General features: G+C 60.8%; 27 protein-coding genes. 11 read left to right on the forward strand and 16 right to left on the reverse strand.

Annotation, left to right across the window (positions count from 1 at the left end; genetic code table 11):
• Positions 1 to 81 precede the first annotated feature (81 nt).
• The 4 genes from ACP7AP_RS01200 to ACP7AP_RS01215 form a co-directional block, all read right to left on the reverse strand.
• The gene (locus tag ACP7AP_RS01200) at positions 82 to 360 is read right to left on the reverse strand and encodes a hypothetical protein (protein WP_426031403.1); all 279 of its coding nucleotides are present in this window, start codon (positions 358 to 360) and stop codon (positions 82 to 84) included.
• A 37-nt stretch (positions 361 to 397) separates the two neighbouring features.
• Positions 398 to 2,041 carry a CTP synthase gene (locus ACP7AP_RS01205; RefSeq protein ID WP_426031405.1) on the reverse strand — a complete coding sequence of 548 codons (1,644 nt, stop codon included), beginning with the start codon at positions 2,039 to 2,041 and terminating at the stop codon, positions 398 to 400.
• Positions 2,042 to 2,193: 152 nt separating this feature from the next.
• Positions 2,194 to 2,631, reverse strand: coding sequence for a preprotein translocase subunit SecG (gene secG / locus ACP7AP_RS01210; RefSeq protein ID WP_426031407.1), 438 nt, complete (start codon positions 2,629 to 2,631; stop codon positions 2,194 to 2,196).
• A 179-nt stretch (positions 2,632 to 2,810) separates the two neighbouring features.
• Positions 2,811 to 3,203, reverse strand: a complete 393-nt coding sequence (locus tag ACP7AP_RS01215; RefSeq protein ID WP_426031409.1) for a VOC family protein — start codon at positions 3,201 to 3,203, stop codon at positions 2,811 to 2,813.
• A gap of 117 nt (positions 3,204 to 3,320) precedes the next feature.
• On the opposite strand from ACP7AP_RS01215, the gene ACP7AP_RS01220 reads away from it, so the two are divergent.
• Positions 3,321 to 3,689, forward strand: coding sequence for a hypothetical protein (locus tag ACP7AP_RS01220; protein WP_426031411.1), 369 nt, complete (start codon positions 3,321 to 3,323; stop codon positions 3,687 to 3,689).
• Between the two features lie 3 nt (positions 3,690 to 3,692).
• Here ACP7AP_RS01220 and ACP7AP_RS01225 read toward each other — a convergent pair whose 3' ends face one another.
• Positions 3,693 to 4,088, reverse strand: a complete 396-nt coding sequence (locus tag ACP7AP_RS01225) for a DUF6524 family protein (RefSeq protein ID WP_426031413.1) — start codon at positions 4,086 to 4,088, stop codon at positions 3,693 to 3,695.
• Between the two features lie 135 nt (positions 4,089 to 4,223).
• On the opposite strand from ACP7AP_RS01225, the gene ACP7AP_RS01230 reads away from it, so the two are divergent.
• Complete coding sequence (locus tag ACP7AP_RS01230; protein WP_426031415.1) at positions 4,224 to 5,516, forward strand: adenylosuccinate synthase; 1,293 nt, start codon at positions 4,224 to 4,226, stop codon at positions 5,514 to 5,516.
• Between the two features lie 87 nt (positions 5,517 to 5,603).
• On the forward strand, positions 5,604 to 5,837 hold the full coding sequence (locus ACP7AP_RS01235; RefSeq protein ID WP_426031417.1) for a DUF2842 domain-containing protein: 234 nt from the start codon (positions 5,604 to 5,606) through the stop codon (positions 5,835 to 5,837).
• Between the two features lie 86 nt (positions 5,838 to 5,923).
• Here the strand turns inward: ACP7AP_RS01235 and ACP7AP_RS01240 are convergent, their stop codons facing one another.
• Positions 5,924 to 8,515: a hypothetical protein gene (locus ACP7AP_RS01240; protein WP_426031419.1), complete on the reverse strand. Its 2,592-nt coding sequence runs from the start codon at positions 8,513 to 8,515 to the stop codon at positions 5,924 to 5,926.
• Between the two features lie 143 nt (positions 8,516 to 8,658).
• Here ACP7AP_RS01240 and ACP7AP_RS01245 point away from each other — a divergent pair, with 143 nt between their 5' ends.
• Positions 8,659 to 9,315 carry a thiamine diphosphokinase gene (locus ACP7AP_RS01245; protein WP_426031421.1) on the forward strand — a complete coding sequence of 219 codons (657 nt, stop codon included), beginning with the start codon at positions 8,659 to 8,661 and terminating at the stop codon, positions 9,313 to 9,315.
• Here the strand turns inward: ACP7AP_RS01245 and ACP7AP_RS01250 are convergent.
• From ACP7AP_RS01250 to ACP7AP_RS01265, 4 genes are all read right to left on the reverse strand, one after another.
• A complete protein-coding gene (locus tag ACP7AP_RS01250; RefSeq protein ID WP_426031423.1) occupies positions 9,272 to 10,192 on the reverse strand; it encodes a DMT family transporter in 921 nt (306 codons plus the stop codon). The two genes, ACP7AP_RS01245 and ACP7AP_RS01250, sit on opposite strands and share 44 nt — an antisense overlap.
• Positions 10,193 to 10,409: 217 nt before the next feature.
• Positions 10,410 to 11,789: an L-serine ammonia-lyase gene (locus tag ACP7AP_RS01255; protein WP_426031425.1), complete on the reverse strand. Its 1,380-nt coding sequence runs from the start codon at positions 11,787 to 11,789 to the stop codon at positions 10,410 to 10,412.
• 13 nt (positions 11,790 to 11,802) lie between these two features.
• A complete protein-coding gene (locus tag ACP7AP_RS01260) occupies positions 11,803 to 12,441 on the reverse strand; it encodes a glutathione S-transferase family protein (protein WP_426031427.1) in 639 nt (212 codons plus the stop codon).
• Between the two features lie 230 nt (positions 12,442 to 12,671).
• A complete protein-coding gene (locus ACP7AP_RS01265) occupies positions 12,672 to 14,000 on the reverse strand; it encodes an Nramp family divalent metal transporter (protein ID WP_426031429.1) in 1,329 nt (442 codons plus the stop codon).
• Between the two features lie 177 nt (positions 14,001 to 14,177).
• Here ACP7AP_RS01265 and rpiA point away from each other — a divergent pair, with 177 nt between their 5' ends.
• The 6 genes from rpiA to ACP7AP_RS01295 all read left to right on the forward strand — a co-directional run bounded on the left by rpiA (position 14,178) and on the right by ACP7AP_RS01295 (position 20,765).
• Complete coding sequence (gene rpiA, locus ACP7AP_RS01270; protein WP_426031431.1) at positions 14,178 to 14,966, forward strand: ribose-5-phosphate isomerase RpiA; 789 nt, start codon at positions 14,178 to 14,180, stop codon at positions 14,964 to 14,966.
• A 1-nt stretch (position 14,967) separates the two neighbouring features.
• Positions 14,968 to 15,429: a hypothetical protein gene (locus tag ACP7AP_RS01275; RefSeq protein ID WP_426031433.1), complete on the forward strand. Its 462-nt coding sequence runs from the start codon at positions 14,968 to 14,970 to the stop codon at positions 15,427 to 15,429.
• Positions 15,426 to 16,805, forward strand: a complete 1,380-nt coding sequence (gene gorA / locus ACP7AP_RS01280) for a glutathione-disulfide reductase (protein ID WP_426031435.1) — start codon at positions 15,426 to 15,428, stop codon at positions 16,803 to 16,805. The genes ACP7AP_RS01275 and gorA overlap by 4 nt, the downstream gene beginning before the upstream one ends.
• An 87-nt stretch (positions 16,806 to 16,892) precedes the next feature.
• Positions 16,893 to 18,068, forward strand: coding sequence for an FtsH protease activity modulator HflK (gene hflK / locus ACP7AP_RS01285; RefSeq protein WP_426031437.1), 1,176 nt, complete (start codon positions 16,893 to 16,895; stop codon positions 18,066 to 18,068).
• Positions 18,065 to 19,003, forward strand: coding sequence for a protease modulator HflC (hflC, locus tag ACP7AP_RS01290; protein WP_426031741.1), 939 nt, complete (start codon positions 18,065 to 18,067; stop codon positions 19,001 to 19,003). Before hflK ends, hflC begins: the two co-directional genes overlap by 4 nt.
• Before the next feature lie 337 nt (positions 19,004 to 19,340).
• Complete coding sequence (locus ACP7AP_RS01295) at positions 19,341 to 20,765, forward strand: Do family serine endopeptidase (RefSeq protein WP_426031743.1); 1,425 nt, start codon at positions 19,341 to 19,343, stop codon at positions 20,763 to 20,765.
• Positions 20,766 to 21,005: 240 nt separating this feature from the next.
• Here the strand turns inward: ACP7AP_RS01295 and ACP7AP_RS01300 are convergent, their stop codons facing one another.
• From ACP7AP_RS01300 to ACP7AP_RS01310, 3 genes are read right to left on the reverse strand one after another with little or no spacing between them, the layout of a single operon-like run.
• A complete protein-coding gene (locus ACP7AP_RS01300) occupies positions 21,006 to 21,488 on the reverse strand; it encodes a hypothetical protein (RefSeq protein WP_426031439.1) in 483 nt (160 codons plus the stop codon).
• 3 nt (positions 21,489 to 21,491) lie between these two features.
• Positions 21,492 to 22,133: an HD domain-containing protein gene (locus ACP7AP_RS01305; RefSeq protein ID WP_426031441.1), complete on the reverse strand. Its 642-nt coding sequence runs from the start codon at positions 22,131 to 22,133 to the stop codon at positions 21,492 to 21,494.
• On the reverse strand, positions 22,130 to 22,681 hold the full coding sequence (locus ACP7AP_RS01310; RefSeq protein ID WP_426031443.1) for a peptidoglycan-binding domain-containing protein: 552 nt from the start codon (positions 22,679 to 22,681) through the stop codon (positions 22,130 to 22,132). Before ACP7AP_RS01310 ends, ACP7AP_RS01305 begins: the two co-directional genes overlap by 4 nt.
• 220 nt (positions 22,682 to 22,901) lie before the next feature.
• Here ACP7AP_RS01310 and ACP7AP_RS01315 point away from each other — a divergent pair, with 220 nt between their 5' ends.
• Positions 22,902 to 23,225: a 2Fe-2S iron-sulfur cluster-binding protein gene (locus tag ACP7AP_RS01315; RefSeq protein ID WP_426031445.1), complete on the forward strand. Its 324-nt coding sequence runs from the start codon at positions 22,902 to 22,904 to the stop codon at positions 23,223 to 23,225.
• Between the two features lie 180 nt (positions 23,226 to 23,405).
• On the opposite strand, the gene ACP7AP_RS01320 is transcribed toward ACP7AP_RS01315, so the two are convergent.
• The 3 genes from ACP7AP_RS01320 to ACP7AP_RS01330 are packed head-to-tail and all read right to left on the reverse strand — an operon-like array spanning position 23,406 to position 25,030.
• Entirely contained in the window at positions 23,406 to 24,044 is a 639-nt protein-coding gene (locus tag ACP7AP_RS01320) for an SDR family NAD(P)-dependent oxidoreductase (RefSeq protein WP_426031447.1), read from the reverse strand.
• Complete coding sequence (locus ACP7AP_RS01325; protein WP_426031449.1) at positions 24,044 to 24,478, reverse strand: DUF1178 family protein; 435 nt, start codon at positions 24,476 to 24,478, stop codon at positions 24,044 to 24,046. Before ACP7AP_RS01325 ends, ACP7AP_RS01320 begins: the two co-directional genes overlap by 1 nt.
• Positions 24,479 to 24,529: 51 nt before the next feature.
• A complete protein-coding gene (locus ACP7AP_RS01330) occupies positions 24,530 to 25,030 on the reverse strand; it encodes an NUDIX hydrolase (protein WP_426031451.1) in 501 nt (166 codons plus the stop codon).
• Positions 25,031 to 25,166 lie beyond the last annotated feature (136 nt).

The raw sequence follows: 25,166 nt of genomic DNA on the forward strand, positions 1-25,166 counted from the left end.
CGGCGTTGTAAGAGCGCCAGTTCGTCGTGCGGTAGGTCGGAGGTGCAGGTTTGCTCATACCCTGCGACTAACACCTTGCAGTCACGCAGGGAATCCCTCACGATTTGTGCAACAGAGCCGATCTGCTTCAATATCTGGTGGGGCAATCGCTACAAATGATATAAAACTGTCAATCCAAGCCGATTCAAAATCAGGTACTGTCTCCAACTCATATTCAGCAAGCTCGGCTCTAATGCGATCAACCACGCCAGCACGTCTACGATAGGCATCAAACCATGCCAAAAATGTTCGCACAGTTGTTGTTGGTGATTTGCCCTCTCCAATTTGATCAAGAATATTCTGTAAAAGTTGATTTGCCATGCTAAACCTATGATTTTAATTCGTTAAATTGACTGACTCACACCAACCGCTCCACTTCCTTCGCCGCCCGCACGAAATCCGCAAACAACGGGTGCGGGGCGAAGGGTTTGCTTTTCAACTCCGGGTGGAACTGCACGCCGATGAACCATGGGTGGTCTTTGACCTCGACGATCTCGGGCAGGCGGCCATCCGGGCTCATGCCGGAGAAGATCAGGCCGCATTTTTCCAGCTCGGTGATGTATTTGGCGTCGACCTCGTAGCGGTGGCGGTGGCGTTCCTCAATCGTGGTGGTGCCGTAGATTTCGGCGACATGGCTGCCGGGGGTGAGGGCGGCGGTGTAGGCGCCAAGCCGCATGGTGCCGCCTTTGTCGTCGGTGGTTTTGCGGGCGACGACGTGGTTGCCCTGGATCCACTCTTTCAGGTGGTAGACGACGGGAGTGAAGCGTTTGGCACCGGCCTCAACGTCGAATTCTTCCGAGCCTGCGTTGGTGACGCCTGCGAGGTTGCGGGCGGACTCAATCACGGCCATTTGCATCCCCAAACAGATGCCGAGATAGGGGATTTTCTTTTCCCGCGCGAATTGGGCGGCCTTGATTTTGCCTTCGGTGCCGCGCTCGCCAAAGCCGCCGGGGACGAGGATGGCGTGGAAGTTTTCAAGGTAGGGCGCGGGGTCTTCGCGCTCAAAGATTTCGGCGTCGATCCATTCGGCTTTGACGCGGGTGCGGTTGGCCATGCCGCCATGGGTCAGCGCCTCGGCAATCGACTTATAGGCGTCTTCCAGCTGGGTGTATTTGCCGACGATAGCAACGCGGACCTCGCCTTCGGCATGGGTCAGACGGTCCATCACGTCGATCCAGCGGGCGAGGTTGGGCTTGGGGGCGGGGGTGATGCCGAACGCATCCAGCACGGCTTGGTCGAGGCCCGCGCGGTGGTAGGCGAGCGGGGCCTCGTAGATGGTTTTCAGATCATAGGCCGGGATGACATGTTCTTTGCGGACATTGCAGAACAGCGAGATCTTTTCCAGCTCACGATCCGGGATCGGGTGTTCAGAGCGGCAGACCAGCACATCGGGGGCAAGGCCGATGCTTTGCAGTTCCTTGACCGAGTGTTGGGTGGGTTTGGTTTTCAACTCGCCTGACGCTGCGAGGTAGGGCAGCAGGGTGAGGTGCATCAGGATGGATTGGCCGCGCGGGCGTTCGTGGATGAACTGGCGGATGCTCTCGAAGAACGGCAGGCCTTCGATGTCGCCAACGGTGCCGCCGATCTCACACAGCATGAAATCAACCTCCTCGTCGCCGATGCGCAGGAAGTCTTTGATTTCATTGGTGACGTGGGGAATGACTTGGATGGTCTTGCCAAGGTAGTCGCCACGGCGTTCTTTTTCCAGCACGTTGGAATAGATACGGCCGGAGGAGATGCTGTCGGTCTGGCGGGCGGAGACGCCGGTGAAACGCTCATAGTGGCCCAGATCAAGATCGGTTTCCGCGCCGTCATCGGTGACGAAGACCTCACCGTGTTCAAACGGGCTCATCGTGCCGGGATCGACGTTCAGGTAGGGGTCGAGTTTGCGCAATCGCACCGTGTAGCCACGGGCTTGCAGCAATGCGCCAAGGGCGGCAGAGGCGAGGCCTTTGCCAAGCGAGGACACCACGCCGCCGGTGATAAAGATATAGCGTGCCATGTGGGGGCCCCCGTGCATTGGTTAAAACGGCTCTGATTCGCAGGTTTGGAATCACAGCATCACGGGAGTTGAGCAATAGCTTAAGCAAAGCCAATGCGCAACCCGACCGCTAGATGCTGTCGGTTGGCGGTGTTGCGCTGCAACAGTTGGTGTTAGTTCGAGGCCGGAGGCGTCGCTGGCGCAGGTGCCGCAGGGGCTGTGGCATCCGGGGCTGACGGAGGCGTTGCGGGTGCGGTCGCGGCCGGAGGTGCTGCCGGACTGCCATCATTCGAGGGCGGCAGCAGATCACCGCCTGCGGGCAGTGCCGGAGCCGGGGCTTTTGCGGCGGGTTGTTCGGCCCCGATCTGGTCGATCACCGAAGCGGTCGAAGCCGAGCGCGCGGCCAGAATGGTCATGGTGATCGAGGTCACGATGAACATCGCCGCCAGCACCCAAGTGACTTTGCCCAAGGCTGTCGCGGCCGCGCGGCCCGAAATTGCCCCGCCCGACGAGCCCATGCCAAGCCCGCCGCCTTCCGACCGTTGCAACAGCACCACGCCGATCAACAGCAAAGCGAGGATGAGGTGGACGGTGAGAACGACGTTTTCCATACGGGCCGGGCTTTCTAAGAGGTCGCGGCCTATCTAGGCGGATGCAGTCAGGCGTGCAAGCCCCTCGGGTGCTCTTGGTCATCCTCTCTGCTCAAATATCCCCGCCGGAGGCTAGCTCGGCTGGCCTAAGGTGCCTCCGGCGGGAGTATTTGAGCCAATGTGAATGGCTAAGGTCGGAGCTATTCTGGCGCGGTGCAGACGGCGGTGCAGACGGCGGAGAGTTTGTTGCCGTCGGGGTCGCGGACGTAACAGCTGTAGAAATTCGGATCATAACGCAGGCCGGGGGCACCTTCATCGCGGCCGCCATGGGCGAGGGCGGCTTGGTGGAAGGCATCGACGGCGGCGCGGGTTTGGGCGCTAAAGGCGGGCATCGAGCCGTTGCCCACGGTGGCGGGGTTGCCGTCAAAGGGCTGGTTGATCCAGACGAGGGGGTTTGCGGCGAGGATAGGGCCATAGCCGATTTCGCCGTCATATTCGCCCATGAAATGCAGGCCGATGGGGGCTAGGGTGGCATCGTAGAAACGTTTGGCGCGGGCGATGTCGTTGGTGCCGAGGGTGATGTAGAGCAGCATGAGGCGTCCTTGATTGGGTGCGCCCAGTCTAGCGGAACGCGTTGGGGCAAGCCACTTGCTTCGTTGGAAATCCGGGACATACTCGCGATATTCAGGCGATAAGTTGAGTGAGACATTATGCAAAAGATGACGGCGAGAAGCGCCCGTATCCGGGGTGTGTTTGTGCTGATCTGCGGGCTGCCGCTGTTGGCAGTGGGGCTGTGGTTGATCTGGATTGTGCTGGCAAGGCCGATGCCGGATTGGGTGCCAGAGGCGATCACGCCGGGGGCGGGTTTGCGGATTGACGGCTTGGATGCGAGTTCGAGTGATGAGCAGCGGCTGCGCAGTCTGCCAGGGATGGCGAGCCTGTTTTTGCTGGTGTTTGGGCTGATCACCACGGTTCAGGGTGTGATTATGCTGGTTTTGGGGCGGCGCAGTATAGCGTTGCTGGTTTTGATGCTGGCGATGGCGGTCGGGATGGTGGTGTTCGGCTGGTCGGTGCGCTGACGGTTAGTCCTGCACCTCATCCACAGTGGCTTGGCCGGAGAGGCGCTGGCGGATGATGCTCCATGACAGGCCGATGCCCAGCACCACCGAAAGCGCGAAGATGCCGAGCCAGAGGTTCAGGGACGGGTTTTGCAGGGTGAGGATCTGGTAGTCGATCAGCACCCAGACGAGGGCGGCGACGATTGCGCCGACCAGCAGGATGCCGAACGTGCCGATCGAGCGCAGGGTGGCGCCGATGTAGATCATATAGCCGACACCGAGAAGGAGGCCGAGCAGGAGGGTCAGCGGCATTTGGGTGTGCCAATTCGCCTCGGCCCAGCGGGTGAAGTTGATTTGGGTCGGGTTGTAGGTGGCTGACAGCAACAGAAATGCCCCAAGCCAGCGCAGGATAATGCCCATGTTTTCCCCCTCGTTTGGTCTTTGGTGGCGCATCTGCGGCGGTCTGTCTAGCGGGCCCACGTGATTTAGCGGTTTCATAGCTGCGCAGGTGTCGCTATAGGTCGCGCGGTTTTTCCAGAACGCGAAGGATATGCCGTGGCCAATGTTGTTGTCGTCGGAGCCCAATGGGGCGACGAAGGTAAGGGGAAAATCGTCGACTGGCTCTCAGAGCGGGCCGATGTGATTGCGCGCTTTCAGGGCGGGCATAACGCCGGGCATACTTTGGTGATTGACGGCAAGGTGTATAAGCTGTCGCTGCTGCCCTCGGGGATTGTGCGCGGTGGCAAGCTTTCGGTGATCGGCAATGGCGTGGTGGTCGATCCGTGGCATCTGGTGACAGAGATCGAAAAGCTGCGCGGGCAGGGTGTTGATATCACGCCGGAAAACCTGATGGTGGCCGAGAATGCCTCGTTGATCCTGCCGATTCATGGCGAGTTGGATCGGGCGCGTGAGGGGCAGACCGGGGTGGCCAAGATCGGCACCACCGGGCGCGGCATTGGTCCGGCCTATGAGGATAAAGTGGGTCGCAGGGCCATTCGGGTGGCCGATCTGGCGGACGAGACGACGTTGGAAGCTCGGGTGGATCGCTTGATGGGCCACCATGATGCGCTGCGCCGGGGCTTGGGGATTGCGCCGATTGACCGCGAGTCTCTGCTCGATCAGTTGCGCGCGATTGCGCCGCAGGTTTTGCCCTATGCCAAGCCGGTGTGGAAGGTTTTGACCGAGGCGCGTAAGGCCGGAAAGCGGATTTTGTTTGAGGGCGCGCAGGGGGCTTTGCTGGATATTGATTTCGGCACCTATCCGTTTGTGACCTCATCGAATGTGATCGCAGGGCAGGCGGCGACGGGCACGGGGTTGGGGCCAACGGCGATTGATTTCGTGTTGGGGATCGTGAAGGCCTATACGACCAGGGTGGGTGAAGGCCCGTTCCCGGCGGAGTTGTTTGACGCTGATGGCGCGCGGTTGGGTGAGCGTGGGCATGAATTTGGCACCGTCACCGGGCGCAAGCGGCGCTGCGGCTGGTTCGATGCGGTTTTGGTGCGGCAGACCTGTGCGACCTCTGGCGTGTCGGGGATTGCCTTGACCAAGTTGGACGTGCTCGACGGCTTTCCGGTGCTGAAGATTTGCATCGGCTATGATCTGGATGGCGTGCGGCTGGATTATCTGCCAACCGCCGCCGATCAACAGGCGCGCTGCACGCCGATCTATGAGGAAATGGAAGGTTGGACCCAGAATACCGCAGGCGCGCGGTCTTGGGCCGATCTGCCGGGCGCTGCAATCAAATATGTGCGGCGGATTGAGGAATTGATCCAATGTCCGGTGGCGCTACTTTCAACCTCGCCCGAGCGTGATGATACGATTCTGGTGACCGATCCGTTTGCGGATTGAACGGGCGCTCATTGCGCGCTGTGCTTCGCGCTTCGCTGGGGCGAGGACCGCTGCGCAGCGAGACAGGAGCGGCAGTAGGAGGGTGCGATGGCGCTGAGTTACAAGGCCCGGAAGCGGTGGTCTTTGCTGATCCTGTTGGTCGGGATGCCGATTTATGTCGTGGTGGCGGTCAATCTGATCGGCAAAATTGATCGTCTGCCAATCTGGGCCGAGGTTCCGGCCTACCTGCTGTTGGGCGTGGCGTGGATATTGCCGTTCAAATCGGTATTTTTGGGGGTAGGGCAGCCTGATCCTGACGCACCTGTTGATCGCAAACCCTGATCAGCAATGAAAACAGCCGGAACATTCCCCAACGTTCCGGCTGTTTTATCGGGCGCGAGTGGCAGCCTCGGCCCTGTTGTGTTGGCTTATGCGGTAAAGCGAAGCGCCTCCGCCAGCAAGGGCGAACGCTCGGTCATGGCAAATTGGCCACGCTTAATTTTCGCGATCCGACCTTGCCGCAGCAGGGTGCCGAAAGCGCGCAGGCAGTCTTCGCGTTGGTGATCTGGTTCGTCGATCAGGGTTTCCAGCTGACGTATGACAAGGGGGCGGCTGAAGTTCGGGCGGCCCAGCACTTGCGTGCAATAGACCGCAGAGGCTTCCAGCAGTTCGGCCAAGGAAGTTGCGCCAAGTTTTTCGGCGAAATCGGCGAAGTTCTGGCCCTCGGCGAAGAAATTTCCGTCATCTTCGGCGGTGAGCAGATCTTCGTCGTCCAGATCGTCACTTGCGTCGCCGATCAGGCTGTCTTCATTTGGCATGGCTTGCATCGCGGCCATGCTGGCGGCACCGCTGACGCGGCGCGGGCGCACCGGCATCACCACGCGGGGGGTGGTTGGGGCGGCGGGCGGCTGGATCACGGGAGGCACAAACGCGACGGGCTTGGCGCGGTCAATGCGTTGTTCCGACACCAAAACCAACGGCGTCAGGCGTTCGGCATTGGCGGCGGCGCGGGCCTCGATGCTGCCGTCGGCGGGCTTCGGGCGGACCACGCTTTCCAGATCGTGGCGGTAAATGTCCTGACGATCAGGTTGCGGGCGGCCGGGGTTGGCGGCTTTGATTTGGCGTTCGGCCTCGGTTGCGGCGACGGCGGCTTTCAGATGCGAGATCGCCGAATGGCGGCGGCGGCTGTCTTCATCGTCCATCGCGGAATTGGTCGCGGCCATCAGCCGGGTGACGGCGTCGTCATCCGATTCGGTTTCCAACAGTTTGCGACCCTCGGTGTGTTGGGTCGGCTGCGGTTGGGCATCGCTTTCAGCAGCTGTTTCAGCTTCTGCGGGCGCGGTGGAGGCCAGCAAGGCTGCAACGGCGTCCGCTGCGGGGGTGATCTCGGGCAGGATTTCTGCGGCAGGTGCATCAGCGACGGGCGCGTCGGCCAGAGCGGCTGCGAGTTGATCGTCGTCGTCAAAGCTGGCCTCAATCGGGCGCGGCGTCAGTTGACGCACGGGGCGGGTCGGGCGCACCGGCAAAGCTGACATTGGGGCGGATGCCGCCGGGACCTCGGCCTCTAGCGCCGCGAGTTCGGCTTGCAGGGCTGCCTCGGCCTCGGGCGAGAGCAGCGAGGTTTGAGCGGTTTCGGCTTGAGTTGCTTCGGGCGCGCGCGGTGTATCGGCGCGGCGGATTTTGATCACACGGGCGCGGGCACGCTGGATTTTCTCGCCCGACTCGGAAGCTGCTTCGGGGAAAGCTGTGGCAGCGGCCTGCGCTTCTGGTTCCGGCTGGATTTCGGGGGCGATGGAAAATTCCGGGGTGGTTTCCGGTGTCGCAGGCAAGCTGGCGAGCAAGATGTCGCCTTCCGCATCGTCTTCTGCTGCGTCAGCGGCTTCTGGCAGATCAACTTCTGACAGATCAACTTCTGACAGAGTGGCTTCAGATACTGCATCGGAAACCGCGATCAGCGGCTCTGAGATCGGCGAGGCTGCATCAGTTTCAGGCTGGACTTGATCGTTCTCGGCGATCAGAGCGCCAAGTGAGGCCAGCATGTCTTCATCGGCATAGGCCGCAGCTTCGGCAATCGGATCGTGCTCGGGCAACACATCAGCGAGGATTTCGTCGTCATAGTCTTCGGCTGCGGGCGCTTCTTGCGCAGCAGTTGCAAAATCTTCGATCACCGGATCTTCGCTGGCGATCAGGCTTTCGGCTGCGATCAGGCTTTCGACTTCGGGCAGATCATCTGCGAAGGCGGCGGCAAGATCGGCGGAACTGTCGGTCTGCAAGGCGGGGTCTTCGTCATAGCCTTCTTCGGCTGCGGGCAACGCGGCACTGGTGTCAGCAGCTTCGGCAAGCACTGGAGCGTCAAGGGCTGTCAGATCGGCAAGATCCTGCGACTCGATCTCGGTCTCTGATGTGTCTTGATGATCAGGGATGATCTCTGCGACGATCAGGGCTTCGGGTTCGTTAGCGTATTGCGGTGCGGGTGCATCCGCTTCGACAGTGGTTTCCGAGCCAGCTTCCGGGGCCGCCAAAGCGGCGATATTGGCCAGAATGTCATCGGAATGTTGGTCTTCGCTGTAGCTGTCGTCGGCAAGAGCGGCGGCTTCGGCGATGTGGTGAATGGCGGGTTCGGCAGCCATTGGAGCGGATTGGGCGGCACGCAGGCGGGACAGCCGTTCGGCGACGGATTCGCCATTGGCATCCACGGCAGCGGCTACAGCAGGGGGGGCGACAGCAGGTGCAATGACGGGGGCGGCGAGCGCAGGCGCTTCAACGTCGCCAGCGCGCAAGATCACGCCATTGTCCTGAATTTTCGCCTCAACTCGGCGCTGAATTTCCCGCTCGGCGATGCGGTGCAGCATGGCGGCATCGGGGGTGGGCGGCTCGGCCCCGAAATAGCGGTCTTCGGCGGCGAGATCGCGGAAATATTCGGCGATGGCCTTCATGGTGTTGAAAGGCTCGTCGAACCCTTCCAGCGTGCAGCTGAAAGTTCCGTAAGAAACGGTAAGAATTTTACTTGCACCGATCATCGGGATGCCGCCTTTACAAAGTTCACGTCGCCAACCTGCACTGCGCTTTGTTCAATTCCGTGGACAGAACAGGGTAATTTGAAGGATTGATTGTGTTCACGCTGCGGGGTTTGTGCCGCAATTCGAAGGACAGTATCGGGATTATGCAGGTGATTGTCGACTCTTTGCAGGGGGTAACTTTGGCGGGCGGCGGGCCGTTCGGCAAAGCGCAGCTTACGCGGGCGATGCGGTTTGCCCCAAGGATTGTTGGGGCTGATGGCGGTGCGGACCGGCTTTTGGCGCTGGGAGTGGCGCCTGAGGCGGTGATTGGCGACATGGATTCGATCAGTGATCAGGCGCAGGCCCGGCTGGCGGGACGGTTGTTTCCGATTGCCGAACAAATCACCACCGATTTCGACAAGGCGCTGCGCTCGATCAAGGCACCCTTCGTGCTCGGTATAGGATTCGCAGGGGCACGGCTGGATCATGGTTTGGCGGTGCTGAACGCTTTGGTGCGCGCGCCCGATCAGCGCTGTCTGGTGCTGTCGCCGCAGGATGTGATCTTTCTGGCACCTTTGCAGATGCGGCTGAACCTGCCGCTGGGTAGCCGGTTCTCGCTGTTTCCGATGGCGGCGGTGACCGGGGAAAGCCAAGGTCTGCGCTGGCCGTTGCAGGGCTTGGATTTCGCGCCCGATGCGATGATTGGCACCTCGAACGAAGTATCCGGCCCGGTGGAATTGCGGTTCTCGGCGCGCAAGATGCTGGTGATCTTGCCGATCAAATCTCTGGCGGCAGCACTGAGCGGGCTTGGTGTAGCGTGATCCGCTCGCGGTGGATGATATACAGGCCAGAGGCCACGATGATCGCGATGCCCGCCCAAGTCAGCGCATTGGGGAAATCGCCGAACACCAGATAGCCGAGGGTAACGGCGGTGACGATCTCCAGATAGTGCAACGGCGCGAGGGTAGAGGCGGGGGCGCATTTCAGCGCCACGGTCATGCACATATGGCTTGCCGCCGCCCAAAAGCCGACGCCGAACAGCCAAAGCCAGTTCAGACCCTGCGGTAGGACCGGGTCAAGTTCGGTGATGCCGCTGCCATTGGCCCAAAGCAGGATCGGCAGGCAGATCAGGCTTCCGGCGATGGAGGTGTGCAACTGTTGGGTCACCGGGTGCATCCCGGTGGCGATGGCTTGGGTGATCAGCATGTAGAAGGCAAAGCTGAACGCGGTGCCCAGCGGATAGAGCGCGGCGGTGCCGTAATGGGTGATTGAGGGCTGGATCACCAGCAAAGCCCCGGCAAAGCCAACGATAGAGGCTGCGATGCGACGCGGGCCGACCGGGTTGCCGAAGATCAGATAGCCGAGGATCAACAGGATGAACGGCTCGATGAACACGATGGCCAACGCGTCGGCGATCGGCATCACCTGCACGCCTGCAACGAAGCCATAGGTCGAGGCGATCAGAAAGACCGCGCGCAGGGTGATCAGGGCGGCGGTTTTGCCGCTCATCCGCAAAGGCACCCGCATCAGCAGGGCGATGGGCAGCATCAAAGCGCCTTGCACCAGAAAGCGGGCGGTGGTGATCTGGCCGACCGGGATCGCGGCGGTGGCAAGTTTCGAGGCGGTGTCGAGCAAAGGCGCCATCACACAAAACGCCAGCATCAGCAGGATGCCACGAAGGATGCGATCATTGTTCATAGGCAATGGTTAGCCCGGGCGACGTTCGGGTGTCGTGCCTAAAAGCGACCTCGCACGGCGCAGCAGATGCAGAAGTTGCTCTTTTGGAAATACTCACATGCAACCGCCATACGATGCTCACGGTCTCAATCTCATCGCGGCGGCAGCCCCTTCATCCCGGCGGGAGCCGGGGGAAGGGAAAACACGTGCCGCTTTGCGGCTCCGCCAGATCACCCTGTCAGCAGTTCGGCACATTGACAGCAAGGCCGCCGAGCGAGGTTTCTTTATACTTCTCATGCATGTCATTGCCGGTTTGGCGCATGGTCTCGATGCAGACATCCAGTGACACCAGATGCTCGCCGTCGCCGCGCAGGGCAAGACTGGCTGCCGAGACGGCTTTGATCGCCCCCAGACCGTTGCGCTCGATGCAGGGCACTTGCACCAGGCCCGCGACGGGATCGCAGGTCATGCCGAGGTGGTGCTCAAGTGCGATTTCGGCGGCGTTTTCAACTTGCATCACTGTGCCGCCCAACACGGCGGCGAGGGCGGCGGAGGCCATGGCGGCGGCAGAGCCGACCTCGGCTTGGCAACCACATTCAGCACCCGAAATGCTGGCGTTGTGTTTGCACAAGCCACCAATGGCCGAGGCGGTGAGCAGGAAATCAGCGATTTTCGAAGTGGACGCGCCGGGGACGTGGTCGAGGTAGTAGCGCAGCACCGCAGGCAACACGCCCGCCGCGCCATTGGTGGGGGCGGTGACAACCTGGCCGCCTGCGGCGTTTTCCTCGTTCACCGCCATCGCATAGAGGCTCATCCAGTCGTTGATGGTGTGCGGCGCGGTCATGTTCAAGCCGCGTTCGGCCAGCAAGGCATCGTGGATGCCTTTGGCCCGTCTGCGCACTTTCAAGCCACCCGGCAGGATGCCGGTACCTTCCATGCCGCGCGAGATGCAATCGTTCATCACTTGCCACAGCCGGGCGATGCCTTGGTCGATCTCGGCCTTGCTGCGGAATTTCAGCTCGTTGGCGAGTTTCATCTGGGCGATGGAAAGGCCAGACTCCTTTGCCATCGCCATCATTTCATCGGCGGTCTCGAACGGATAGGGCACATCGGCTTTGATCTTTGCTTTGCCAGCACCTGCCTCTGTCAACTCACCAGCACTCAGCACAAAGCCGCCGCCGATGGAATAGTAGGTTTCCTGCAAGATCACGTCGCCTTGCGCGTCGGTGGCCTTCAGCACCATGCCATTGGCGTGGCCGGGCAAAGCCGGGCCGTAGTCGAAGGCGAGGTCGGCTTTTGGGTTGAAGTGCAGGGGCGGCAGGCCGTCTGCATGGATGGTGTGTGTCTCGCTGATCGCCGCAAGCGTGGTTTCGGCTTTCGCGGCATCATAAGTGGCGGGGTGAAAGCCTGCGAGGCCAAGGATCGTGGCGCGGTCGGTGGCATGGCCAATGCCGGTGAAGGCGAGCGAGCCGTGCAAGGAGGCTTTGACGCCGCCGAATTTGAACGGCGAGGCACGCATCAGATCGAGAAAGCGGGCGGCGGCGACCATCGGGCCCATGGTGTGCGACGAGGACGGGCCGACGCCGACTTTGAACATGTCGAAAACCGAGAGGAACATAAGGCGGGTCCGATCAATAGGGGTTCGAGAACATCGTGCTGGCCAAGCCCTCGGCCTGCGCGCAGGTTTGTGCGGCTGGGCGGGTTTCCAAGGCAAGCAGGATTTTGTGCAAGGCGGGGTAGTCTTTGGCAGGGCAAGGCTCGGACAGCCAGCGCATCAGCACAGCGACATAATAGCCGAGGATGGAGGGCGCAGTCGATAGCCAGTCGGGGGCTTCCAATGCCACCATGTCGTCGAGGGTTTTCACCAGCGATTTGAGGGTGGTTTCGGCTTGGGCCTTGGCGGCTGCGGCGTTCTGATCGCCTGCGACGCGATGCGGGTAGTAATAGATCATCGCCACCGGATGCAGATTGCTGGAGGTGAAGAACAGCCATTTCAGGAATTGGCCGCGCTCGGGCGTGTTGGGGGCAGGCGCGAGTTTGCCTGCGATTTCGGACAGATGCAGCAGGATCGCGGCGGTCTCAAACATCGTGCCATCAGGGGTTTCCAGCGCGGGGATTTTGCCCAAGGGTTGCAGTTTGCGATAGCTGGGGCTGTCGAGCCCGCCGCCTTCGCGGTCAAGCGGGGCGATCTGGTAGGGCAGGCCGAGTTCTTCCAGCACCAGCCGGACGATCAGGGCTGCCGAGTCGGGGGTGTGGTGCAGGACATACATCGCGGGCTCCTCATTTCGCGGCAGTATGGCGCAAGGCGCGGCGGAAGCCATGCAAAAACCGACACTATTTGGTGTGCAGCGGCGGAGGGGCGTTGGTTCTGTAGCAGCATGTTTGGCGTTGACGTGCGGGGGGGTTTCACACCCCCGCACCCCCGTGGAGTATTTTCGCCAAGATGAAAGCAAATTTTAGATAAGTTTTAGCGAGTTGCGGGTGGCTCGCCTTGTCAGGGCTAGCCGAAGAAATCCCACAGCAGTTTCAGGTTCAGCGCGATGATCACCACAGCGATCAGGATGGCCAAGGCGACCAGCCAGCGCGGGGCGGCGAGGGCACCCATTTTGGCGCGGTTTGCGGTGAACATCACCAAGGGCACCACGGCGAAGGACAGTTGCAGCGACAGGATGACTTGCGTCAGGATCAGCAGACGGCCGGTGCCTGCGCTGCCGTAATAGATGGTGACGCCAGCGGCTGGGATAATGGCGATGGCGCGGGTGATCAGGCGGCGCAGCCATGGCGGCAGGCGGATTTGCAGGAAGCCTTCCATCACGGCCTGGCCTGCAAGCGTGGCGGTGACGGTGGAGTTCAGCCCGCAGGCCAGCAGGGCGATGGCGAACAGGCTGGGGGCAATACCGGAGCCGAGCAATGGGCCTAAAAGTTCGTGGGCATCGCCGAGTTCTGCAACCTCGGTCTTGCCCACCGCATTGAACGAGGCAGCGGCGAGGATCAGGATTGAGGCGTTGATCAGCAGCGCGAAAGTCAGGGCGACGGTGCTGTCGATGGTGGCGAATTTTAGCGCCTCACGCTTTTCCTCGATACTGTCGCCGTAATTGCGGGTTTGTACGATGGCGGAGTGCAGGTAGAGGTTGTGCGGCATCACGGTAGCGCCAAGGATGCCGAGCGCGAGATACAGCATTTCGGGGTTGCGCAGGATCTCGGTGGTGGGCGCGAAGCCTTTGATCACGTCTGACCAGATCGGGTCAGCCATAGCGATTTGCAGGCCAAAGCAGACGGCGATGACGCCCAGAAGGGTGATGATGAAAGCCTCAAGCCAGCGAAAGCCTTTGGTCTGCAACCACAAGATCAGAAACACATCCAGAGCGGTGATCAGGACGCCAAGTTCCAGCGGGATGCCGAACAGCAGGTTCAGGCCGATGGCGGTGCCGATCACCTCGGCTATATCGGTGGCGATGATGGCGATTTCTGCGGCCAGCCAGAGCGGGATCGACACAAAACGCGGGAAGGCGTCGCGGCAAGCTTGCGCAAGGTCACGTCCCGAAGCGATGGCAAGGCGGGCGCAGAGCGATTGCAGCACGACGGCCATCAGGTTGGAAATCAGCGCCACCACCAGCAGGGTGTAGCCGAATTTGGAGCCACCCGCGAGCGATGTCGCCCAGTTGCCGGGGTCCATATAGCCGACCGCGACCATATAGCCGGGGCCAAGGAAAGCGGCGAAGCGGCGCCATGTGCCTTTCGGCAGTTGCACGCTGCGGTGAACGTCAGCGAGAGGAGCATCCCCACGGGGTTGCCTCCAGTCGTTGCGGAGATCGAAGAAGGAATTCATGATGGCTTTCTGACATTGAGAATTATTCGCAATGTAGCTTTGCGGGCCAGTCTGTCAAGGGCCAAGTGATTCCCCTCTCGCCCCCTCGGCTTGCTTTGCCTATAAGGGCGCAACAGCCCAAGGACCCCGCGCCCCAGTGGGTACATCAGAGTGGGCGCATCAGACTGAGGAAATCTTATGCCAGCCGATCTTTCCCCCATCGACAAAGCCAAATTCGTGGCCGCCAAACGGGCGGTGGATTTCATTGAAAATGGCATGAAGGTGGGCTTAGGCACCGGATCGACTGCCGCATGGATGGTGCGCTGTCTGGGCGAGCGGGTGCGTGAGGAGGGGTTGAAGATTGTTGGCGTTCCGACCAGCACCCGCACTGCCGAACTGGCGCGGCAGGTTGGCATCCATGTCACCTCACTCGATGAGGCGAAATGGCTGGACGTGACGATTGATGGCGCGGATGAGTTTGACCAGAACCTTGCGCTGATCAAGGGCGGCGGTGCGGCACTGCTGCAAGAAAAGATTGTGGCGACGGCTAGCGATCTGATGATCGTGATCGCCGATGCGGCGAAGGAAGTGCAGCAGCTGGGGGCGTTTGCGCTGCCGATTGAGATCATTCCGTTCGGCTGGCAGACCTCGAAAGCGTTGGTTGAGGAAATGCTGGTGTCGATGGATGTGCTGGCGCGCGATGTGACCCTGCGAATGAATGGCGACCGCCCGTTGGTGACGGACGAGAGCAATTACATTCTGGACCTGCATCTAAAGCGGATCGGCAACCCGCGCCAACTGGCCTTGGTGTTGAACCAGATTCCGGGCGTGGTTGAAAACGGGCTGTTCATAGATATCTGTGACATTGTGATCATTGGCCACGGCGACGGCCGGGTGACGGTGCGCGATATCAACTCGGGGTCGGAAACCGACGACCGGATTATCTTCGCGCCGACGGATAATATCTTCGCCGATTTAGGGGAGTAATTTGGGGTTAGTGGTTGAGCGAAAGCGGAGCGTCAGCAGGCTGCTATGTGCGATGGCGTGCTTCTCAGGGCTTATTGCTTTGCTTGTAGTCACACAAGCCTTGCGGCATGGCTTCGCTGATGGTGTAGGCCCGACGATGCTTCCTGTTTTGATGACGGTCGGCCTTATTTATATGACACGTCGTGGGGCAGTGCTGGCTGAACTGGACGATGAAAGACTCAGCATCGTCAGGCCATGGTATGGCGAAGATGTGATGGTCTGGCAGAATTTGAAGCGGGTGCGCTTGCTTCCTTTCAACAGAGCCGTTTTTCTGACTTACCGAAATCAACACGACATCAAAAGGCACTGGCTTTTTACCAGAGGGCAAACAGACGATGGCGTTTATTATGAAGTAGTGGAGATGATCCGAGAGTGCAGACCGGATTTGTTTAAGGCCAAGGCCACCGAAATGAGGACATCATGACTTTTGACTACGATCTTTTCGTCATCGGCGGTGGCTCGGGCGGGGTGCGGGCGGCGCGGATTGCGTCTGCCGAGGGTGGCGCGAAGGTGGCTTTGGCCGAGGAAAGCCGGATGGGTGGCACTTGTGTGATCCGGGGCTGTGTGCCGAAGAAGCTGATGGTGTTTGCGTCCGAGATGCCCGAGGCGGTGGCGGATGCGCGGGCCTACGGTTGGGATGCCTCGGTGGGGGCGTTTGACTGGGGGCGGTTTCGCGGCGCGCTGGAGCGCGAATTGGATCGGCTGGAAGGTGCCTATCGCAGCACGCTATTGAACGCGGGGGTGGTGATTTATGATGCCCGCGCGGTGGTGGTCGATCCGCATCGGGTGCGGTTGGCTTCCGGTGAGGAGTTCAGCGTCAAGCATATCCTGGTGGCCACTGGCGGGCGGCCATTTGTGCCGGAGGTGCCGGGCGGTGAGTTGGCAGTGACCTCGAATGAGATGTTCCACCTTCCGGCTTTGCCGAAGCGGGCGTTGGTGGTGGGCGGCGGCTATATTGCGTCCGAGTTCGCCTGTATCCTGCGCGGCTTGGGCGTGCAGGTGACGATGATGTATCGCGGGGCGTCAATTTTGCGCGGCTTTGATGATGAGGCGCGGGGGATGGTGGCCGGTGCGATGGTGGCGCGCGAGATTGATATTCAGTGCGGCGTGGATGTGGCGCGGCTGGAGAAGGCGGCGGGCGGGATTTTGGCGCAGGGCACCGATGGTCGGGCACAGGAGTTCGATCTGGTGATGTATGCCACAGGCCGCAAACCCAACTCGGGCGGGATGGGGCTGGAGGCTTTGGGCGTGGGGATTGGCGCGCGTGGGCAGGTTCTGGTGGATGAGTGGTCGCAGACTGCGGTGCCGTCGATCTATGCGGTGGGGGATGTGACGGATCGGATCAATCTGACTCCGGTGGCGATCCGCGAGGGGCATGCCTTTGCCGATACGGTGTTTCGAGGGGTGCCGACCAAGGCGGATCACGAGTTGGTGGCCTCGGCGGTGTTCACGCAACCGGAATTGGGCTCGATTGGTTTGTCCGAGCAAGCGGCTGTTGGCCTGAATTCTGCTGAAGGTCAGCGGCCGATTGAGATTTTCAGCGCCAATTTCCGCCCGATGCGCAGCCTGTTCGCCGGGCGGACAGAGGCGCGGGTGCTGATGAAACTGGTGGTGGATCAGGCCAGCCAACGCGTTCTCGGCTGCCATATCGTCGGGCCGGGGGCGGGCGAGATGATCCAGCTTGCGGCGATCGCGATCAAGATGGGGGCCACCAAGGCCGATTTTGACCGCACCGTGGCGGTGCATCCGACAGTGTCGGAAGAACTGGTGACGATGCGAAAGCCGGTAAGAGTGGTCTGATGCGGCAATTTGCGCGGTCTATCTGCTTGATTTTCGTCCATTCATGCCCAATTCAGTTAGTAACGTAACAAGACGAAAGGTTGATCAATGGCGGGTAGTGGCGGCCCTTGGGGCGGAAATGGCGGTTCTGGTGGGGATGACCGGAATGGCCAGCGGCCAGAGGGCGAGCGTCCGGGGCAGCGTCCGGGTGGGCGCAAACCGGGCGAGGGTCCGCAGATGCCCGAGATTGACGAGCTGATGAAGAAGGGCCAGGAACATCTGCGCGTGCTGGTGGGCGGGCGTGGCGGTGGCAATGGCCGTGGGCCTGCGGGTGGCGGCGGGCCGGGTGGTGCTTTGTTCACCAAGCAGGGCGTGGCGCTGGGCGTGATTGTGGCGCTGGGCGTTTGGGTCTATGCCTCTGCCTACTCGGTGAAGCCGGAAGAACAAGCGGTGACGCTGATGCTGGGCAAGTCCAGCGGTGTGACCGAAGAAGGTCTGCATTTCGCGCCTTGGCCAGTGATGACGGCGGAAATCGTTGAAGCGCGCAAGCAGCGCACCACCGATATCGGCAACGGCGCGGCGGGCGAGTTGGACAATGGTCTGATGTTGACCCGCGATCAGAACATCGTCGATATCGAGTTTCAGGTGGTTTGGAACATTTCTGATCCGTCGAAATTCCTGTTCAACTTGGCGGACCCTGAGGACACCATCCGTGCGGTTTCCGAATCTGCGATGCGCGATATCATTGCGCGGTCGGAGTTGTCGCCTGTGTTGAACCGCGACCGGGGCGTGATCGCTGCGGAAGTAACGGCGGCCATTCAAGGCACGCTGAACAGCTATGATGCCGGGATCAATGTGATCCGGGTGAACTTCGACAAGGCCGATCCGCCGCGCGAAGTCATCGACAGCTTCCGCAAGGTGCAGGCAGCACAGCAAGAACGCGACCGTTTGGAAAAAGAAGCCGATGCTTACGCCAACACGATTGGCGCGGCCTCGCGCGGTCAAGCGGCGCAACTGTTGGAAGACGCGCGCGGCTATCAGGCGCAGGTGGTGAACAACGCCGAAGGTGAAGCGAGCCGCTTCTCGTCGATCTATGCGGAATATGTGAAAGCGCCGGAGGTGACGCGCAAGCGGATGTATCTGGAAACCATGGAGAAAGTGCTGGGCGGGATGAATAAGGTCATTCTGGATGGCGTCTCTGGCCAAAACGGGCAGGGCGTTCTGCCCTATCTGCCGCTGGAGGGCCTGAACAAACCTGCAACCCCAACCGGAGGGTCGAACTGATGCGTCCGATCTATATTCTTCCCGGCCTGATCCTTGTGGGGGCCTTGCTGTTGTCTTCGGTGTTCATCGTGGATGAGCGTGAAAAAGTGCTGGTTTTGCAGTTTGGTGAAGTGAAGCAGGTGGTGGACAAGCCCGGTCTGGGCTTCAAAATTCCCTTCGTGCAAGAGGTTTACCGCTACGACGACCGCATCCTTGGCCTGCCGACGCAGCCGTTGGAAGTCACACCGCTGGATGATCGCCGTTTGGTTGTCGATGCCTTTGCGCGCTGGCGGATCGTTGATCTGGAAGCGTTCCGGCGCGCGGTGGGTTCGGGTGGGGTCGAGGCTGCGCGCAGCAACCTTGACAAGATCATCAACGCCGAAATTCGCGAGGTTCTGGGTGGGGTCAACAGCCAGAAGGTGCTGTCGGAAGACCGCACGTCACTGATGAACCAGATCCGCGATAACTCGCGCGCCAAGGCGGCGGGGCTTGGGGTGGATGTGATTGACGTGCGGCTGACGCGCACCGATCTGCCGGAACAGAACCTTGAGGCCACCTTCGCGCGGATGCGGGCCGAGCGGGACCGGGAAGCGGCAGACGAGATCGGCCGTGGTAACGAAGCCGCCCAACGGGTGCGGGCCGCGGCGGAACGCTCTAAGGTTGAGATCGTCTCGCAGGCGGGCAAAGAGGCCGAGGTCATTCGCGGCGAGGCCGATGCAAAACGCAACGCAATTTATGCCGAAGCGTTTGGCAAAGACCCCGAGTTCTTTGCATTTACCCGCTCGTTGACCTCGTATGAGCGGGCGTTGCAGTCGGGGAATTCCTCGATGGTGATGCAGCCGGACAGCGAGTTCTTTGACTATCTGCGCAGCGAGAAGCCTCCGGTTGCTGCCGCGACGCCAGCGACAGGCGCGCAAGCAACCACTGCGCCTGCACCTGCCGCGACGCAGCCGTAACCGGCGCGATCAAGTTGATTGAAAGGGCTGGTGCTTGACGCCGGCCCTTTTGTTTTGCGGCGAGGATTGGCGCAATCTGCCGATAGCCCTTGCACGCAGCCTCACGCAGGTGACAAATTCATTCACGCAGGGTTGAGGCGGCGCGATCTGGTTTGCATTGCGTATTTTGGCCCCTAAATGAATATGCGGATGTGATCCGATGCGGCGGGCGATGTGGATCGCGCCCCGCACTACGAAAAGGAGTTCGGACGTGCTTCAACTTATCAATGCCCGTAATGTTTTGAGTGGGCGCGCGCTGACTGTTCCAGCAATCGCCAGCCCCAAGCGTCCCCGGCTGATGCTGGCGCTTGGTCTGGGTCTGTCAATGGCGCTGGCCGCTGGCCCCGCGCATCAGGCGCTGGCGTTCGGTGCGCCTGACAGCTTTGCCGATCTGGCCCAGCAAATCAGCCCCTCGGTCGTCAACATCACCACATCCTCGATGGTAGCCTCTGCCACCGATGGCGGGCCGATGGTGCCGCCGGGCTCGCCGTTTGAGGATTTCTTCAAGGATTTCATGGACCAGAACGGCCATGGCGGCAACGAGCCGCAACGCTCGGAAGCCTTGGGTTCGGGTTTTGTGATCTCGGCGGACGGCTATATCGTGACGAATAACCACGTCATCGAGGGCGCGGATGATATTGAGATTGAATTTTTCTCGGGCAAGAAACTGAAAGCCAAGCTGGTCGGCACCGACCTGAAAACCGACATCGCCGTGCTGAAGGTCGAAAGCCCCGAACCGCTGCCGTTTGTAGCGTTTGGCAATTCGGATGCGATGCGGGTCGGTGATTGGGTGATGGCGATGGGCAACCCGCTGGGGCAGGGATTCTCGGTGTCTGCCGGGATCGTCTCGGCGCGTGGGCGCGAGTTGAACGGCGCGTATGACGACTTTATCCAGACAGATGCGGCGATCAACAAGGGCAACTCGGGCGGGCCGCTGTTCAATATGGAGGGGCAGGTTATCGGCGTGAACACCGCCATTCTGTCGCCAACGGGCGGCTCGATTGGCATTGGCTTCTCGATGGGCTCGAACGTGGTGGCGCATGTGGTGGACCAGTTGAAACAGTTCGGCGAAACCCGGCGCGGCTGGCTTGGCGTGCGAATCCAAGACGTGACGCCGGATGTGGCGGAAGCGATGGGTCTGACCGAGGCGAAGGGCGCGTTGATCACCGACGTGCAGGAGGGCCCGGCGAAAGCGGGCGGCATGTTGGCGGGCGATGTGATCCAGACCTTCAACGGTAAGGAAATCACCGATGTGCGCAGCCTGACCCGCACCGTGGCCGATAGCCCGATTGGCGAGGAAGTGCCCGCCGTGGTGCTGCGTGATGGCAAGCAGCAGACCTTGCAGATCAAGCTGGGGCGCCGCGAAACCGATGAGGCCGGCAAGCCGGTGCCTGCGGCGCAGAAGGACACGCCGGTCGAGCCGCAAAAGGCCGAAGTGCTGGGGCTGACTTTGGTTCCGGTAGACGCGCAGGTGGCCAAGGATCTCAAGCTGCCTGCGGGGGCGACCGGGCTTGCGGTCACCCATGTCGATGCGACGTCGGAGGCCTCTGAAAAGGGCGTCACGCCGGGCGATCTGATCGTCGAAGCGGGACAGCAGAAAGTGATCAGCATCAGCGATCTGCAAGACCGTCTGTCCGAGGCGAAAGCGGCAGGGCGCAAGTCGATCCTGCTGTTGGTACGCCGCGAGGGCGATCCGCGGTTCGTGGCGCTGTCGGTCGAGTAAACCTATCGCCACGCGGTCTATCCAACACCAAATCCTCTCAATGCGCGCCACACCCGGCGCGCATTTTGCTTTTGAAATACCACTGCAATAAACCGCAAAACGGCGCGATCATAACCTGTGACCACTATATGTTGTGTAAAATGCCTTTGATGTTGACGTAAAGCACAAGTCATTCCCCGCTGGGAAGATTATCGCTGGCTGCTGAAACGTGTCTGGCCAAGCGCAGAGGGCCGGACAGGATCAGGTCTTATGGCTGGTCCCCGTCTCTGCACCAATCCAGCGCTTTGGCAACAAACGGGCTTGCGCGCGTGCGCCTAAGGCAAAGCCGGTGCAGGTGATCAAAGCGCAGGTTGCATAGGCGAGGGCTGCGATGGTCAGGATGGTCAGCGGGCGCTGGGCAAGCATCCGCGCCGTATCAGCCGGGTTTTGCCCGATCCAAAGCCGCAGGGCGATGCCGTGCAGCAGCAAGATGATCAGCGCCAGCAGCGCAAACCACGCGCCATAGGCCAGCACGGGCTTGATCCCGGCGGGCGTTTGGTGGCGGCTGACCCAAGCGCTGCCACAGAAGCGGGCGGCGACCAGCAGCGGCAGCACGACGACAAGCGCCACACTGAAGCTGAGTTGGGCGCGAATCACCGCCTCGAACATGGTCAGCAAGGCGATGCAGGCCGCGGCGGTGAGCACCAGCACAAGGATGAAGCGCAGCGAAAGCCGGGTCCGCATCGCCTAGCCAATCTCAAACAGCAGCCGGGTGCGGAACGACAGCATCCAGTCGGCGCGCTCAATGGCCATGGCATGACCGGGCGCGGTTTGCATGGTGTCGAGCAGTTTCAGCAGTTTGGTCTCGATGTGATCCAGCGCATAGGCACGGTCATCACGCGCACGGTGCAGCGCCATCGGGTCTTCGGCATCAAACAAACCGCCGCCCATCGCCCCCGAGACATGAAACATCCGGGCGATGCCGATGGCACCCAAAGCCTCTAGCCGGTCCGCGTCTTGCAGCACGCGGGCCTCGGCAGTCATCGGAGTGATTGCGGCGGAAAAGCTGTGCGCGGCAATGGCATGGCCGACGGCAGATAGTTTGGCCTCGGGAAAGCCATCCAAGCGCAGGAAATGGCAGGCGGCTTCGGCAGACAACGTTGAGGCGCGGGCGCGCTCGGGGTGGGATTTTGGCAGGTTGACCAGATCATGGAACATGCAGGCGGCGAGCAGGATTTGCAGATCGCAAGGCTCATCCATCGCGATCAGCTGTGCCCGCGCCCAAACCCGCCGCAGATGGCCCAGATCATGCGCGCCATCCGCCGGGTGGGCACACCATTGCCGGGTGACTTCGGCCTCGTAGCGGGTTTGGGCGGCGGGTAAGGTCATATTTTTGAGACATCCGTTGCGATGATGCCAAGCTCTTTGGCGGCAGAAAGCGAAAGTTCGGGGCTGTCAAGACCGCGTGCGGCTTGGAACTGCCGAATGGCTTCCGAGGTGGTGGCATCCATCACCCCGGTGACCGGGGCCATATAAAGCCCCCGCGCTTTCAGCGCCCGTTGCAGGGTGGCTATAAAATTCACCGTCATATCCTGCGGGCAGGGCGCGCGGAACCAGACCTCTTCATGGTCTTGCAGCAAACGCTGATGGGTCTTTGTCTGATAGGTGGCAGGAGAGGTCACTTTGCCAAGCGCATCGCGCTGCTCATCGGTGACAACAAGCTGCTCGGTGGTGGTTTCAATCACGGCGGGGGTGGTGTCTTTCGACCAGCACGCGCCTTCAGACTGCGGCGGGCGCGCACCTTCCTTCAAGCGCACAAGATCAATGCCAAGATTGCCGACGACGGGGGCTGCCACCGAGACCTGCTGGGTACAGCCAGCCAAAATCAGCGCCCAGCCAAAAATCAGCGCCCAGACAAAAATCAGACGAAAAATCATGCCATGCCCGTATTTTGCCCCGGTTGCTCCGGGTCCTGTTGCGGCAAAGCTTAACCGCAAACCGTGGCTGTGCAAAGATGCTTGGGGGCAGGGTGCTGCGGGTGATCGGCGGGGGTGACGGAATTGCACCGAACTGTGACGGTGCTGCACTGGCAAATGCTCTGGCTTTGGCCTATGTCGGCGACAGAGCCGTTGGGCATAAAGCAACAGGGACAGCAGCATGGCGAAAATCGTATACGTCGAATTTGGTGGCAAGGAACACGTGGTCAACGTCGCAAACGGCCTGACCGTGATGGAAGGCGCGCGCGACAATGGCATTCCGGGGATTGAGGCCGATTGCGGCGGGGCCTGCGCCTGTTCGACCTGCCATGTTTATATTGATCCGGCTTGGGTGGACAAACTGCCCAAGAAGGATGCGATGGAAGAGGATATGCTGGATTTCGCATGGAATCCCAATCCGGTAACATCGCGCCTGACCTGCCAGATCAAGGTGAACGATGCCTTGGACGGTCTGCGCGTGCAAATGCCGCAAAAGCAGATCTAGAGCGGCTTACGTTGATGTTTCTAAGCCAGATAAAACGCAAATCGCTTTAAGCATTTGCTCTTTTCGAAATACTCTGGGGGTAGGCCACTTTGGCCTAGGGCCAATGTGGTTTTTGGGGGCGAGCCCCCAATGAAATTCGTTTTTCTATGAATTTCGACTTCTGCTCAGAATGGATGCGGCTCAGTACGGATGTGCTTGGCCGTCCCAGGTCTCAAAACACCCGGTTGTCGCCAGCGACAAGGCGGCAAAGCGGGCGGCGAGGCCCAGTGCGGATTGCGCCTCGGTGATATCCGCGCTCGCACCGCCCATATCGGTCTGCACCCAGCCGGGGTGATAGATGCCCACCGCGATGCCTTGCGCTTTCAGATCGCTGGCCAGATTGCGGCCAAGGTTCAGCGCTGCGGCTTTTGAGGCGCGGTAGATATAGCTGCCGCCGGGGGCGGTGGTGTCAGAGGCCATTTGCGAGGAAATGATCGCGATTTTGCCCTGCGCACGACGTAGGGCAGGCAGCAGGGCTTGGATGGTCAGGAACACGCCGACGACATTGGTGTTGAAGCCCTCGGCCCAAAGTGCGGGGGCATAGCCGTCATCCAAGCGCTGACCGCGATCTGGGTAGACCCCGGCGTTGCAGATCAAAAGATCAAGGCTGTCAATGCTTTGTCCCAAGGCGTGCTGGGCCGCGGCATCGGTCACATCCAGCGTTCTCAGCCCCGGCGCAGGCTTGCGGGCGGTGCCGATCACCACCGCACCCGCCGCTTGGTAATGCTGCAGCAAGGCGCGGCCGATGCCTCGGGTTGCTCCGGTGATCAGGGTGGTCATCAGTTGGTCTTTCGCGGCGGCATGAACGGCAACGGGGCCACCGGCACACCGTCTTCGATCAAAGCCCGAGCCTCGGCAGGTTTGGCCTCGCCATAAATCGCGCGTGGGTCGATGTCGCCGTCATGCATCCGGCGGGCTTCCGCGGCGAAGTTCAGCCCGACATATTCCGAGTTGGCCTCAACCTGACGGCGCAATTCGGCCAGTGCGGCTTCCAGTTCGGTTGCAGGCGCGCTGAGTTTCGGCTTGATCGCAGCCTCACCTGCGTTGCGGGCGGGACGCACAGCCGGGGCCATCAGGGTTTTCTCGATGGTGGTATCGCCGCAGATCGGGCAGCTGATCCGGCCCGCACCAGCCAAGCTTTCATAGCCTGCGGCAGACTGAAACCAGCTGTCAAAACCGTGGAACTTGCTGCACCGAAGGGAATAGCTGATCATGCCTGAGCCAAAACTGCGTACGGTCTTTACCTAAGCAGGCTGCGCTGCTTTTCAAGCCGTTGCAAGCACTTGCTCGACCACCAGTTCTGGCGGTTCGGTGATGAAATTGGCGCTGAGGCCCATCAGCACCTGACGCAACTGCGGCTCGTTCACCTTGCGGGCGGCTTTCTCGGCAGCAAACCACTTGCGCCGCCGCTCATTGCGTTCGGGGAATTTGTCGACCAGTTCCGAGACACGCAAAGCAAACACTTGCACCGCACATTCGCAGCTGCGTCTGGGGGTCAGCAATTTGACATAGTTGAACAGCCCGATCGCGGTTTCGGCGATCTCACCGCACACGCCGGCTTCTTCCCAGGCTTCTTGTTGCGCGGCCTCGGACGGCGAGCGTTGGTCCATCGGCCAACCTTTGGGAATCACCCAGCGCCCGGTATCGCGGCTGGTGATCAACAGCACCTCAACCTTGCCGCGATGCATGCGCCAGCAGATCGCGCCATATTGCAACGGGCAAGCGGTCACCTCGTCCAAAGGCGTTATGGCAAGGGTTTGGTTCATCTGCATCGGCCTTCACTCGTACATTATAAAGTTGCGGTTCTTCAGAGCCGCATTCAAGAGTATCTATCGCATATTCTGTATGATTTGCATAGCATTGCAACGGGTTCCTTAGTCAAAACCTGTTACACAAGCGTTA

This window comes from Cypionkella sp. TWP1-2-1b2, assembly GCF_049896245.1.
Classification (GTDB): Bacteria; Pseudomonadota; Alphaproteobacteria; order Rhodobacterales; family Rhodobacteraceae; genus Cypionkella.